Genomic DNA, 12,760 nt, shown 5'->3' with positions numbered 1-12,760 from the left:
AGTCAGGGTTTGCTGGCGCCTGGGCGATACATCCTGAACAGGGCTTCTGGCCCCAACTGAAAGTAATCCGCCGGTCCGCCACCGCGCAGGATCGGCTCGGCGGCGGCGGTATCGTAGATGCCATCCTTGAGCAGCCACTTGGCAATGTGCACCGCGACCACCTCGCCGAGCACCAGCCAGCTCGGCACCAATGCCTTGTCGGCACGTTGCAGCTGAATGATCTGCGTCACCTTGCATTCGAACGAGACCGGGCTTTCGCCCACCCGCGGCACACCAACGATCTTCGAGGCCACCGGCGTCAGGCCGGCCAATTCAAACTCGTTCACCTCAGGTGAGACGGCAGCACAGCTCTGGTTCATCTGCTCGGCCAACGGGCGGGTGGCCAGGTTCCACACAAACTCGCCGGTCTGTTCGATGTTGTTCAGGCTGTCTTTGCGCCCGACGCTGGAAAATCCAATGATCGGCGGAATGTAGTTGAACGCATTGAAAAAACTGTAGGGCGCCAGGTTCAGGTGACCTTCGTTGTCATGGGACGAGATCCAGCCGATCGGCCGTGGACCGACGATGGCATTGAACGGGTCGTGGGGCAGACCGTGGCCGTTGGCGGGTTCGTAGAAGTGGATATCGTCAGGCATGGCCGGGGTTCCTGCAGTGGTCGTCGATGAAGTGGCCATACTATGGAATTTTCATTCATCGCCCACCTATTTTTCACAGCTCCACCGTCAGTCTGCGCCCACTGTCGACAACCCAATAAGTCGGCCTATTGAGAGACTGAGCTTTGGAGCCTTCCCCCTTATGAATAAACTTCCTCAGATCACCCTGGCGTTCTGGGTCATGAAAATCTGCGCGACCACCTTGGGCGAAACCGCCGGGGATTTGCTGTCGATGACCCTGGATGTCGGTTATGCCATCAGTTCGATGATGCTGATCAGCGTGTTCCTGATCACCTTGGTGACGCAACTGCGCTCGAAAACCTATAACCCGGTGCTGTACTGGATCGTGATTCTGTCCACTAGCACCGCAGGCACCACGATGTCGGATTTCATGGACCGCACCTTGGGGCTGGGTTATGCCACGGGCTCCATGATCCTGATCGCGATCCTGATGATCATCTTCGCGTTGTGGCACCTCAGCGGCGATTCGCTGAACGTGAACAAGGTGCAGACCTTCCGGGGTGAGTTGTTCTACTGGATGGCCATCCTGTTCTCCAACACCTTGGGCACCGCGTTGGGCGATTTCCTGGCAGATGACTCCGGGCTGGGCTTTGCTGGCGGCGCCTTGTTGATCGGCTCGGCGATTGCGGCGGTGGTGGCACTCAAATACTTCACCAGGATTTCTTCGGTGCTGTTGTTCTGGGTGGCGTTTGTACTGACCCGGCCGTTCGGCGCGACCTTGGGTGACTTCCTTACCAAGCCCCATGAAAAGGGCGGGTTGGACTTCGGCACCATCGGTTCGTCGGCAGTGTTGGCGGCGGTGTTGGTGGTGATGATTGCGGGGGCGTCGTACGCGCAGCGGCGGTACGGACGTAAGACGATAGCTGAGTTGTCCTGATTCAACCTGTGGGAGGGTTTGCCCTCTCCCACAGGGTTGACTGCAACTGACGTTTAGTCGGTGGTAATGCGCGAGTGCTTGCGGGTGTCCTTCATGGTCACGTAGACCACCAGCGACACCGCGATGCACGCCGTCACGTACCAGTAATAACCGGTTTCCATGCCGATGCTCTTGAACCACAGCGCGATATATTCAGCGGTGCCGCCGAAGATCGACACCGTCAGCGCATACGGCAGGCCCACGCCCAGGGCGCGGATTTCGGTGGGGAACAGTTCGGCTTTCACCACGGCGTTGATCGAGGTGTAGCCGCTGACGATGATCAGCGCCGCCATGATCAGGAAGAACGCGCCCCACCAGGTCTGGATGGTATGCAGGGTGGTGAGGATCGGCACGGTGAACAGCGTACCGAGTATGCCGAAGGCGATCAGGATCGGCCGCCGGCCGATTTTATCCGACAGCCCGCCGACGATGGGTTGCAGGCACATGAACAGGAACAGCGTCGCCGCCGAGATGGTGGTGGAGTCGGAAATGCTCATGCCGACGGTGTTCACCAGGTACTTCTGCATGTAGGTGGTGTAGGTGTAGAACGCCAGCGTACCGCCCATGGTCAGGCCGACCACGGTCAGCAGTTCCTTGGGGTGGCGCATCAAGGTGCGCATTGCGCTTTCCTTGGCCTTTTCCTTTTTGGTGAACGACTCGGTTTCTTCCATGCCGCGCCGCAGGTACAGCGCAACCACTGCGCAGAGTGCGCCGATGGCGAACGGGATACGCCAGCCCCAGGCATACAGTTGCTCGGTGGTCAGCAGTTGTTGCAACACGATCAGCACCGCCAGGGCGATGAGCTGGCCGGAGATCAGCGTCACGTACTGGAAGCTGGAGTAGAAACCACGACGTTGCTTGGTCGCCATCTCGCTGAGGTAAGTGGCGGAGGTGCCGTATTCGCCGCCGACCGACAGCCCCTGCAGCAAGCGGGCAAATACCAGCAGGATCGGCGCACCGATACCGATGATTTCATAGCCCGGGCTCAGGGCAATCAGCAGCGAGCCGAAGCACATCAGGTAGACCGAGGCCATCAGGGCTTTTTTACGGCCGACCTTGTCGGCGTACAGGCCCATCAGCCAGCCACCGATCGGGCGCATCAGGAAGCCCACGGCGAAGATCGCGGCGGTGTTGAGCAGTTGGGCGGTGGTGTCGCCTTTGGGGAAGAAAGTCTTGGCGAAGTACAGCGAAAAAGCGGCGTAGACGTACCAGTCGTACCATTCGACCATGTTGCCGACAGAACCACTGAAAATCGATTTGATGCGGCTGGAGGTAGTGCGCTCTTTTGCCGGCGCGGCCGCCGACCCCAGAGGCAGGGCGTTGGAGTTATCCATTGAAGGATCCTTCATCTAGTTGTTTTTATGGAGCGGCGCGTGCGCAGCCTGGGTCGAGCTATAGCAGGAGCTGTGCCAGGTGTATGAAGGCCCGGAACAGAGGGGTTTGAGGATTTATTTGAGCGAAAAACCGCTGATGATTTGCAGGCGGTGGGCGGAAATCCGCTTATGGCTGTTGTCCTCATCGGGGGCAAGCCCCCTCCCACACTTGAATGTGTTCACAGATCAAAATGTGGGAGGGGGCTTGCCCCCGATAAGGCCTGGCAGTCAACGCAAAGGTTGGCCTAGAGAAACATCTCCCGCACCAACCCATGGCGCTGCATCTTCTCATTGAAGGTGCGCCGTGGCAGTTGCAGCTCGGCCAGTACCGCCTTGATATCGCCTTTGTGTCGGGTCAGCGCGGTTTTCAGGCAGTGGGCTTCGAAGGCCTCTTGCTGCGCGGCCAGGGACTGTCCGGCCTCGATGCCCTCCGGCTCCGGGTCGCCCAGGCCCAGCACCTGGCGTTCGGCGACGTTGGCCAACTCGCGCACGTTGCCCGGCCAGTCATGGCTGAGCAAGCGCCCCAACTGCGCGCCGCTCAATGGCTCGACGGTGCGGCCCAGGCGTTCGGCAGCACTTTGTGCAAAATGATCGAACAGCAACGGGATATCTTCGCGGCGCTCGCGCAGGGGCGGCAGGCGCAATTGCGCGACGTTCAATCGATACGCCAGGTCTTCGCGAAAGCGCCCGGCGCGGGCCTCTTCCAGCAGGTCCGGCTTGGTGGCGGCGATGATGCGCAGGTCCACGTGGATGCTCTGGTTGGAGCCCAGCCGCTCCAACTTCTGCTCCTGCAGCACACGCAGCAATTTCACCTGTTGGGCCAGCGGCATGCTTTCGATTTCATCGAGGAACAGCGTGCCGCCGTGGGCGTATTCCAGCTTGCCGATGCGCTTGCCCTGGGCGCCGGTGAACGCGCCGCTTTCGTGACCAAACAGCTCGGCCTCGAATAACTGTTCCGGGATCGCCGCGCAATTGAGCGCCACGAATGGCTTCTTCGCACGTGGACCAAAATCATGCAGGCAGCGCGCGACCATTTCCTTGCCACTGCCGGTCTCGCCACGGATCAGCACGTTGACCGGCAGACTCGCCAGGTCCAGCACCTGGCGGCGCAAGGTCTGCAAACCCCGGGACACGCCCAGCAGCGTCGATTCCAATTGCGCCCGGTGGTCGGCCTGCTGATGCAGGCGACGGTTTTCCAGGATCAAGCCACGTTTGTCCAGTGCACGGCGCAGGCTGTTGAGCAGGGCGTCGGGGCTGAAGGGTTTTTCGAGGAAGTCATAGGCGCCGTCGCGCATGGCTTCGACCGCCATCGGTACATCGCCATGGCCGGTGAGCAGGATCACCGGTAAATCGGCATCACGGCGCCGCACTTCAGCCAGCAGTTCCAGACCGCTGAGACCCGGCATGCGCACGTCGCTGAGGATTACGCCGGGAAAATCCCTGGGCAGCTGCGCCAGGCATTCTTCGGCGCGGCCGAACAACTGCACTTCAAAGCCTGACAGGCTCAACCATTGCTCGACGGCCGTGCGGATGCTGGCTTCGTCATCGACCACAATCACCGCGTTCAACATAGGTCGGGCGTCTCCAGCGCGATGGGCAAGGTCAGGGTAAAGACTGCGCCGTCGCCCCGGTTACCGGCGATCAGGCGACCGCCCAATTCGTGCACGATAGCGTAGGACACCGCCAGCCCCAAGCCGAGGCCGTCTCCCACCGGCTTGGTGGTGAAGAACGGGTCGAACACGCTGCTCAGGTGTTCTTCGGCAATCCCGCCGCCGCTGTCGCTGACCGTGAGTTGCCAGAGTTGCTGGTCGGCGTGCAGGCGGATTTCCAGGCGTTTGCGCGGTTTGTCGGCCATGGCGTCGAGGGCGTTGCGTAACAGATTGATCAGCACCTGTTCCAGGCGGATCGCATCACCGCGTACCCAGGCGGGGCGGGCCAGGTCCAGCACCACGCCGATGGCCTCATCGCGCAGGCGTGCGTCGAGCAGGTGCAGGGATTGGTCGACCACCGTGGCCAAGTCCAGGCGTTCGCGCAGGCCACTCGGGCTTTTGCGCGCGAAGGTCTTGAGGTGGCCGGTGAGCGCGGCCATGCGTGTGAGCATATCGTCCAGCGGCGTGAGGGCCTGGTAAGCGTCGTCAATGCGGCCGTGATCGAGCAGCAGGCGCAAGGTGGCCAACTGCATGCGCTGGGCGGTCAGTGGCTGGTTGATTTCGTGGGCGAGGGCGGCGGACATCTGCCCCAGCGCCGCCAATTTGGCCGATTGCACCAAGCCATCCTGGGCGGTGCGCAACGCCTGGGTGCGTTCTTCCACCAGTTGCTCAAGCTCCTCGCGACTGCGCTGGCGCAAGCGGGCCAGGCGCCAGCGTTGGGTCAGGAACAGCACCAGGAACACCAGCGCCAGCCAGGAACCGGCGGCAGCGAGCCCGGCGTTGCGTTGGTCCTCAAAGGCGAATTGGGGCTTGCGCAGCAGGTGCAGGGTCCAGCCTTCGGCTTTCAGGGGCAGCGATTCCCAGATGTAGTTGGCATTGCCATCCGGGCCGTTGACGCGCATCAGGTGGCTGTTTTCGTCAAAGCGCTGCAGGGTGTGGGTTTCCAGCGCCTGCAGTTGTTTTTTGTCGTATTGGCGGGTGGCTTTCAGCTCGGCAAGGTCGTTGGCCGATAACGGTCGCAGGTTGCGATAACGCCAGCCGGGCTGGTTGGCGATAAACACGATGCCGCGCGCATCGCTGACCAGCAGCAGGTCATTGCCCTGGGCCCATTCGCGTTCGAGCTCGGGGAACTCCAGCTTGACCACCATGGCGCCGAGGAACTGCTCGTGTTCATCCAGCACGGCGCTGGAGAGGAAATACCCTGGGATGCCGGTCGTCACCCCTACCGCATAAAAACGCCCGGTGCCCTGGCTCAGGGTTTGGCTGAAGTACGGCCGGAACGCGTAGTTATGGCCCACGTAACTGCTCGGCAGGTTCCAGTTGCTGGCGGCGACCGCCAGGCCGGTGCGATCCATCAATTCCAGGGTGGAGGATTGCGCGGCCCCATTGATGCGTTCGAGCTTGCGGTTGAGCACGTCCTGGGTGGCGGCGTCCAGCGGGCCTTTCAACGCGCTGATCATTTCCGAGTCCAGCGCCAGCACGGCGGGTAGCGCACGGTAGCGTTCGATCAGGGTGTGCAACGAGCTGGCATAGAGTGCAAGTTGCTGATTGGCACGGGCGGCATCGTCCACCAGGGCCTGGCGTTCAGCGTGGCGGGTGGCCAGGGCTGCGGCCAGCAGTGCGCCAGCGATGATCAGCAGGGAGTAGAAGGTCAGGCGCAGGGCGCGCGGGATCACGATCATACGGTGATGGGCAGGCACGGTAAGGGGAGTGCACCATAGCATGCACGACGTTCATGTTGGGGCAAGCCCGCTCGCCACAACAAGCCCAGTGGTCACAGAAAGCCCAGAGGTCACAACCGCCGCGTTTTCCACAGGCCATAAAAAAGGCGACCGGGCCATGGGCCGCAGTCGCCTTTATGTTTGGAGGGGAAGCGCTTACTGCACTTCTACCGCCAGGCTTTCACTGATCTTTTTCTGCCAGATGGCAGGACCGGTGATGTGCACGGACTCGCCCTTGCTGTCGACAGCAACGGTGACCGGCATGTCTTTCACGTCGAACTCGTAGATCGCTTCCATGCCCAGTTCGGCAAACGCGACAACACGCGACTTCTTGATGGCTTGCGCCACCAGGTAAGCAGCGCCGCCGACGGCCATCAGGTACACGGCCTTGTGGTCCTTGATCGCTTCGATCGCAGTCGGGCCGCGTTCGGATTTGCCGATCATGCCCAGCAGGCCGGTTTGTTCGAGGATCTGGCGAGTGAACTTGTCCATCCGCGTAGCGGTGGTCGGGCCTGCCGGGCCAACCACTTCTTCGCGCACCGGATCAACCGGCCCGACGTAGTAGATGAAGCGACCTTTCAGGTCCACCGGCAGGCTTTCGCCCTTGTTCAGCATCTCGACCATGCGTTTGTGCGCGGCGTCGCGACCGGTGAGCATCTTGCCGTTGAGCAACACGGTCTCGCCTGGTTTCCAGCTCTGCACTTCTTCCGGGGTCAGGGTGTCGAGGTTGACGCGACGGGCCGACGGGCCGGCTTCCCAGACGATTTCCGGGTAGGCATCCAACGGTGGCGCTTCCAGCGACGCCGGGCCCGAACCGTCGAGCACGAAGTGTGCGTGGCGGGTGGCGGCGCAGTTGGGGATCATGCACACCGGCAGTGACGCGGCGTGGGTCGGGTAGTCCATGATCTTCACGTCGAGCACGGTGGTCAGACCACCCAGGCCCTGGGCGCCGATGCCCAGTTGGTTGACCTTCTCGAACAGCTCCAGGCGCATTTCTTCGATACGGTTCTGCGGGCCGCGCTTTTTCAGCTCGTGGATGTCGATGGATTCCATCAACACTTCCTTGGCCATCACCGCAGCTTTCTCGGCGGTGCCGCCGATGCCGATACCCAGCATGCCCGGTGGGCACCAGCCGGCGCCCATGGTCGGAACGGTCTTGAGCACCCAGTCGACGATCGAGTCGGACGGGTTGAGCATGGCCATTTTCGACTTGTTCTCGGAGCCGCCACCCTTGGCCGCCACGTCCACTTCCACGGTGTTACCCGGGACGATGGAGTAGTGGATGACCGCCGGGGTGTTGTCCTTGGTGTTTTTGCGCGCGCCTGCCGGGTCGGCGAGGATGGATGCACGCAGGACGTTTTCCGGCAGGTTGTAGGCGCGACGCACGCCTTCGTTGATCATGTCGTCCAGGCCCATGGTGGCGCCATCCCAACGCACGTCCATGCCCACGCGCACGAACACGGTGACGATACCGGTGTCCTGGCAGATCGGACGATGGCCGGTGGCGCACATGCGCGAATTGATCAGGATCTGGGCGATGGAATCACGGGCTGCTGGCGATTCTTCGCGCAGGTAGGCTTCGTGCATGGCCTGGATGAAATCAACGGGGTGGTAGTAGGAAATGAATTGCAGGGCGTCGGCAACGCTCTGAATCAGGTCGTCTTGCTTGATCACGGTCATGAGTCGCGCTCCTCTATAAGGGAACATTCAATAAAGGTGGGCCCAGTGTTGCATCGGTCGGCTGGGGCCACCTTTCCAAGGCACGCCAAAGTGGTGCAGGCGCGACGCTAAAAAGGCGCGGCAGTATAACCCGGCACGGTGGCCGATACACCCGACTATGGTCAAACTGTCGCAGGCATGATTCCCTGTGCGCGCCCCTTGTGATTGAGTCCTTATATGCCTGAACTGTACGTCGGCGAACACCATTGGTCGGTAGCCCCCGGCAGCAACCTGCTGGATGCCTTGAACCTGGCGGGTGTGGCCGTGCCCTACAGTTGCCGCGCCGGCAGTTGCCATGCCTGCCTGGTGCGGTGCCAGGGCGAGGTCGAAGACAAGCAGCCCGAGGCCTTGAGCCCGGCGCAGCGCCAGGACGGCTGGCGGTTGGCCTGCCAGTGTCAGGTCAGCGGCGACCTGCGGGTCGAAACGTTTGACCCGACGCGTGACGGCTTGCCGGCCCAGGTGGTGGGTGTCGATTGGCTGAACCCGAACGTGCTGCGCCTGCGCCTGCAACCACAGCGAGGTTTGCGTTACCGGGCTGGGCAGCACCTGGTGTTGTGGGCCGGGCAAGTGGCGCGACCGTATTCCCTGGCGAGCTTGCCCCAGGAAGATCCATTCCTGGAGTTTCATCTCGATTGTCGCCTGCCCGGCGAATTCAGCGATCTTGCCCGGCAGTTGCAGGTGGGTGATCGACTGCGCCTGGGGGATTTGCGCGGCGGTGCGCTGCAATATGATCCGGACTGGCAAACACGGCCATTGTGGCTGCTGGCATCCGGCACTGGGTTGGGGCCCCTGTGGGGCGTGTTGCGTGAGGCGCTGCGCCAGGATCACCAGGGCGCCATCCGCGTCATTCACCTGGCCCATGATGCCGAAGGCCATTATCTGGCCGAGCCCTTGGCTGCGCTGGCTGCACAGCATCCCAACCTGTCGGTGGAACTGTGGACGGCGGCGCAGGTGGCCCAGGCATTGGCGCAACTGCGGCTTGTTTCGCGGCAAACGCTGGCCTTACTCTGCGGGCACCCGGCCAGCGTCGAGGCGTTTTCCAGGCGCCTGTTCCTGGCGGGATTGCCGCGTAATCAGCTGCTGGCCGATGTGTTCTTGCCCCGCGGTTGAGCGCTGAATGTTCCAGCCGCGAGATTTGCCATGACCGATGCCATCCAACAGTTGCGCGAACGCGGGGCGTTGATCCTGCAGTTCAATCGTCCCGACAAGAAGAACGCTCTGACCCGCGCCATGTACACGCAATTGGCCAATGCACTGGAGCACGCCGACGCGGATGCCGATATCCGCTGCGTGCTGATCCAGGGCAGCAGCGAGTGCTTCACGGCCGGCAACGACATCGGTGATTTTCTCGAACAGCCGCCCAGCGACCTCGACAGCCCACCGTTTCACTTCATGAAAAGCCTGCTCAACTGTCGAAAACCCGTAATTGCTGCGGTGGCGGGGTCTGCGGTGGGTATTGGTACAACCCTGCTACTGCATTGCGACCTGGTGTACATCAGCCGCGATGCGCGTTTGCGCATGCCGTTCGTCAACCTGGGGCTGTGCCCGGAGTTTGGCTCGAGCCTGATCTTGCCGAGGTTGCTGGGGCACGCAAAGGCCGCCGAATTGTTGCTGTTGGGTGAGGGATTTACCGGCGAACAGGCAGTGGCCTGGGGGCTTGCCACTGAAGCGCTGGGCAACGGCGAGGCGGCGCTGGCCAAGGCGCGGGAAGTGGCCGAACGGTTTGAGACCCTGGCGCCGGGTGCGGTGCAGGTGACCAAGCAGCTCATGAAAAGTGTGGATCGCGAGCAGTTGCGCCAGGTGATCGAGGAGGAGGGCGCCTTGTTCACCCAGCGGTTGAAGTCGCCGGAGGCGATTGCGGCGCTGTCCGCGTTTATCACCCGGCGATGAACGTGTGGTGGTTGATCGGGCTTCATCGGGGGCAAGCCCCCTCCCACCTTTGGTCGGCGGCGCGGTCAAGATGAGGTCCTTTGGCATCACACAACCGCTTCCCTGAAATGCAAAAAGCCCCGCCATTTTCATGGCGGGGCTTTTGTTTTTCAGCGTGTCACTCAGACCTGCGGGTCGCCCACGTGCAGGATCTTCATGCCATTGGTGCCACCGGTGGTGTGGTAGCTGTCGCCTTTGGTCAGGATGACCCAGTCGCCTTGCTCTACGACGCCGCGCTTGACCAACTCGTCGATTGCCTTCTGGCTGACTTCGTTCGGTGCCAGTGAAGCCGGATCAAACGGAACCGTGTACACGCCACGGAACAGCGCCGCGCGTGCCTGTGCTTCACGGTGCGGGGTGAACGCGTAGATCGGCACCGAGGAACGAATGCGCGACATGATCAAAGGCGTGTAGCCACTTTCGGTCAAGGCGATGATCGCCTTTACACCGGGGAAGTGGTTGGCGGTGTACATGGCGGCCAGGGCGATGCTCTGGTCGCAGCTTTCGAACTCTTTGCCAATACGGTGGCTGGAGGTCTTGCTGGTCGGGTGCTTTTCAGCGCCGAGGCAGATACGCGCCATGGCTTGCACGGCTTCCAGCGGGTACGGGCCGGCGGCGCTTTCAGCCGAGAGCATCACGGCGTCGGTGTAGTCGAGCACGGCGTTGGCCACGTCGGACACTTCGGCACGGGTCGGCATCGGATTCTGGATCATCGATTCCATCATCTGGGTTGCCACGATCACCGCTTTGTTGTGGCGGCGTGCGTGCAGGATGATCTTTTTCTGGATACCGATCAGCTCGGCGTCACCGATTTCCACGCCCAAGTCGCCACGGGCAACCATCACCGCGTCTGAAGCCTTGATCAGGCCGTCGAGGGTTTCGTCGTCGGCCACGGCTTCGGCGCGTTCGATTTTCGCCACCAGCCAGGCGGTACCGCCGGCTTCGTCGCGCAGTTTGCGAGCGTACTCCATGTCGGCGGCATCGCGCGGGAAGGACACGGCGAGGTAGTCCACTTCCATTTCGGCGGCGAGCTTGATGTCAGCCTTGTCTTTTTCCGTCAGGGCCGGTGCCGTCAAGCCACCGCCACGACGGTTGATGCCTTTGTGGTCGGACAGCGGGCCGCCGATGGTCACGGTGCAGATCAACTCGGTGCCGGTGGCGGTGTCGACGCGCATGACCACGCGGCCATCGTCCAGCAGCAGTTCGTCACCGACGCCGCAGTCCTTGACCAGGTCCGGGTAGTCAATACCCACGACTTGCTGGTTGCCTTCGGTCAGCGAGTGGCTGGTGGAGAAGGTGAAGGTGTCGCCGATTTTCAGCTCGATCCGCTTGTTGGCGAACTTGGCGATGCGGATTTTCGGACCTTGCAGGTCACCCAGCAGTGCCACGAAGCGGCCGTGCTTGGCAGCCAGGTCACGCACCAGCTTGGCGCGAGCCTTGTGCTCGTCCGGGGTGCCGTGGGAGAAGTTCAGACGGGCAACGTCCAAACCAGCCAGAATCAGCTGTTCGAGGACTTCCGGCGAGTTGCTGGCCGGGCCAAGGGTGGCGACGATTTTGGTACGACGGACGGACATGCACAGACTCCTGAGTTCAAGCGCTGAGGAAGGCTACTATGCTCTTTCGTTGTAGTCATTGTTCGTTTGCACTACTTATCGACGATTGCCTTGTTTTCGCTGCGGCTGGATACGAACATCCTTGAAGATTTTTAACGAGGGGTCGATACACTGCACAAGACAGGAGAACCCTCATGCGAATTTTGCTCATTGCTGCCCTGGCCGTCAGTGTTGTCGGCTGCACCCGTTGGTCGATGGACCACCATTTGAACAATGCCTACCGCGCCTACAAGGTCGGCGATTGCGAGCGTGTTACCCTGGAGTTGTCCCAGGTCGACCGTGAAAGCCGCACGCGCCGCTATGTGCAACCGGAGGTATCGATGTTGCGCGGGCAATGCCTTGAACGGCAGAAACTGTTCGTCGATGCGGTGCAGACCTATCAATTCATCATCAATCAGTACCCGTCGAGTGAGTACGCCTATCGTGCTCGTGCGAGGCTCGATACCTTGCAGCAGTTGGGGCATTACCGCGGTGCAAGTGTCGCCCAGCCGCGTCCCGCTTCATTGTGATGATAATCGCCATTTCATAACTGGCCTGTTGCCAGTCTTGGGCTATCCTTTGAATGTTCGTTTGTACAAGTTTCTATGCAAACGAATGTGGGCCCGGACTCGGTAGCTGTTCTGGCGACGGACTATTGCCCGTTGTCTTACCGAGATCCATGGAGAGCGGGTTTTATTACTCGTTCCGAATCACTGGCACGGCCGCGTTATGGCCACTGGATGGCGATCTCACCATGTTTACCGACCGACGGATCGAGCGGCATCAGCTACCTTACTTCCTGCAAGTGTTTAACCGTCTCACCGACAAGCCCATCGGTTTTTTGGGCAATGTTTCGGAAGACGGGCTGATGTTGATCAGCCAATTGCCCATGATGGTCGACGTGGATTTCGAGCTGCGCTTGAAGATTCCGGAGGCTGACGGCACCTTTTATCCCATTGATCTCACGGCTACCTGCCTGTGGAGCCACGAAGATATCAACCCGCAGCATTACGATTCCGGGTTCAGTGTGCTGCAGGCCCCGGAGGAGTATGGGCAATTGATCAACGTCTTGTTGCATTACTTCAGTTTTGACCCCTTGCAGGCTTCGGCCTAGCTACAACGCACTGTCGACCCGGTTCAGAGGGATTTACCTCTACCGTGGTCGAGTGTGGTTTTTCAGAACGCTT

11 protein-coding genes are annotated in these 12,760 nt (G+C 61.2%); 5 read left to right on the top strand and 6 right to left on the bottom strand.

The window, feature by feature from the left end; genetic code table 11:
- Window positions 1-2: 2 nt before the first annotated feature.
- Window positions 3-635: a flavin reductase family protein gene (locus K5K89_RS23540; protein WP_092246825.1), complete on the bottom strand. Its 633-nt coding sequence runs from the start codon at window positions 633-635 to the stop codon at window positions 3-5.
- Window positions 636-795: 160 nt separating this feature from the next.
- On the opposite strand from K5K89_RS23540, the gene K5K89_RS23535 reads away from it, so the two are divergent.
- A complete protein-coding gene (locus K5K89_RS23535) occupies window positions 796-1,551 on the top strand; it encodes a hypothetical protein (RefSeq protein ID WP_071489326.1) in 756 nt (251 codons plus the stop codon).
- Window positions 1,552-1,604: 53 nt separating this feature from the next.
- Here the strand turns inward: K5K89_RS23535 and K5K89_RS23530 are convergent, their stop codons facing one another.
- From K5K89_RS23530 to K5K89_RS23515, 4 genes are all read right to left on the bottom strand, one after another.
- On the bottom strand, window positions 1,605-2,924 hold the full coding sequence (locus K5K89_RS23530; protein WP_071489327.1) for an MFS transporter: 1,320 nt from the start codon (window positions 2,922-2,924) through the stop codon (window positions 1,605-1,607).
- A 284-nt stretch (window positions 2,925-3,208) separates the two neighbouring features.
- Entirely contained in the window at window positions 3,209-4,534 is a 1,326-nt protein-coding gene (locus K5K89_RS23525) for a sigma-54-dependent transcriptional regulator (RefSeq protein WP_222540356.1), read from the bottom strand.
- Complete coding sequence (locus tag K5K89_RS23520) at window positions 4,528-6,294, bottom strand: ATP-binding protein (RefSeq protein ID WP_071489329.1); 1,767 nt, start codon at window positions 6,292-6,294, stop codon at window positions 4,528-4,530. Before K5K89_RS23520 ends, K5K89_RS23525 begins: the two co-directional genes overlap by 7 nt.
- A gap of 195 nt (window positions 6,295-6,489) precedes the next feature.
- Window positions 6,490-8,013 (bottom strand): fumarate hydratase, encoded by a 1,524-nt coding sequence (locus tag K5K89_RS23515; RefSeq protein WP_027605509.1) that lies wholly within the window; start codon window positions 8,011-8,013, stop codon window positions 6,490-6,492.
- A gap of 216 nt (window positions 8,014-8,229) precedes the next feature.
- Here K5K89_RS23515 and K5K89_RS23510 point away from each other — a divergent pair, with 216 nt between their 5' ends.
- Together K5K89_RS23510 and K5K89_RS23505 are read left to right on the top strand one after the other, a co-directional pair.
- On the top strand, window positions 8,230-9,162 hold the full coding sequence (locus K5K89_RS23510) for an iron-sulfur-binding ferredoxin reductase (RefSeq protein WP_222540355.1): 933 nt from the start codon (window positions 8,230-8,232) through the stop codon (window positions 9,160-9,162).
- Window positions 9,163-9,192: 30 nt separating this feature from the next.
- Complete coding sequence (locus K5K89_RS23505; protein ID WP_222540354.1) at window positions 9,193-9,942, top strand: enoyl-CoA hydratase; 750 nt, start codon at window positions 9,193-9,195, stop codon at window positions 9,940-9,942.
- Window positions 9,943-10,103: 161 nt separating this feature from the next.
- On the opposite strand, the gene pyk is transcribed toward K5K89_RS23505, so the two are convergent.
- Window positions 10,104-11,555: a pyruvate kinase gene (gene pyk / locus K5K89_RS23500; protein ID WP_071489332.1), complete on the bottom strand. Its 1,452-nt coding sequence runs from the start codon at window positions 11,553-11,555 to the stop codon at window positions 10,104-10,106.
- Window positions 11,556-11,728: 173 nt separating this feature from the next.
- On the opposite strand from pyk, the gene K5K89_RS23495 reads away from it, so the two are divergent.
- On the top strand, window positions 11,729-12,103 hold the full coding sequence (locus K5K89_RS23495) for a hypothetical protein (protein WP_071489333.1): 375 nt from the start codon (window positions 11,729-11,731) through the stop codon (window positions 12,101-12,103).
- A 224-nt stretch (window positions 12,104-12,327) separates the two neighbouring features.
- Window positions 12,328-12,687, top strand: coding sequence for a PilZ domain-containing protein (locus K5K89_RS23490; protein WP_071489334.1), 360 nt, complete (start codon window positions 12,328-12,330; stop codon window positions 12,685-12,687).
- Window positions 12,688-12,760: the final 73 nt, after the last annotated feature.

This window comes from Pseudomonas sp. DR208 (assembly GCF_019823005.1).
Classification (GTDB): domain Bacteria; phylum Pseudomonadota; class Gammaproteobacteria; order Pseudomonadales; family Pseudomonadaceae; genus Aquipseudomonas; species Aquipseudomonas extremorientalis.
The sequence above is the reverse complement of the archived record's forward strand: the minus strand, read 5'-3'. Positions and strand labels throughout refer to the sequence as shown.

Coding starts and splice junctions, on each gene's coding strand:
- K5K89_RS23540 (WP_092246825.1), bottom strand. CDS start 635: ATGCCTGACGATATCCACTTCTACGAACCCGCCAACGGCCACGGTCTG.
- K5K89_RS23535 (WP_071489326.1), top strand. CDS start 796: ATGAATAAACTTCCTCAGATCACCCTGGCGTTCTGGGTCATGAAAATC.
- K5K89_RS23530 (WP_071489327.1), bottom strand. CDS start 2,924: ATGGATAACTCCAACGCCCTGCCTCTGGGGTCGGCGGCCGCGCCGGCA.
- K5K89_RS23525 (WP_222540356.1), bottom strand. CDS start 4,534: ATGTTGAACGCGGTGATTGTGGTCGATGACGAAGCCAGCATCCGCACG.
- K5K89_RS23520 (WP_071489329.1), bottom strand. CDS start 6,294: ATGATCGTGATCCCGCGCGCCCTGCGCCTGACCTTCTACTCCCTGCTG.
- K5K89_RS23515 (WP_027605509.1), bottom strand. CDS start 8,013: ATGACCGTGATCAAGCAAGACGACCTGATTCAGAGCGTTGCCGACGCC.
- K5K89_RS23510 (WP_222540355.1), top strand. CDS start 8,230: ATGCCTGAACTGTACGTCGGCGAACACCATTGGTCGGTAGCCCCCGGC.
- K5K89_RS23505 (WP_222540354.1), top strand. CDS start 9,193: ATGACCGATGCCATCCAACAGTTGCGCGAACGCGGGGCGTTGATCCTG.
- pyk (WP_071489332.1), bottom strand. CDS start 11,555: ATGTCCGTCCGTCGTACCAAAATCGTCGCCACCCTTGGCCCGGCCAGC.
- K5K89_RS23495 (WP_071489333.1), top strand. CDS start 11,729: ATGCGAATTTTGCTCATTGCTGCCCTGGCCGTCAGTGTTGTCGGCTGC.
- K5K89_RS23490 (WP_071489334.1), top strand. CDS start 12,328: ATGTTTACCGACCGACGGATCGAGCGGCATCAGCTACCTTACTTCCTG.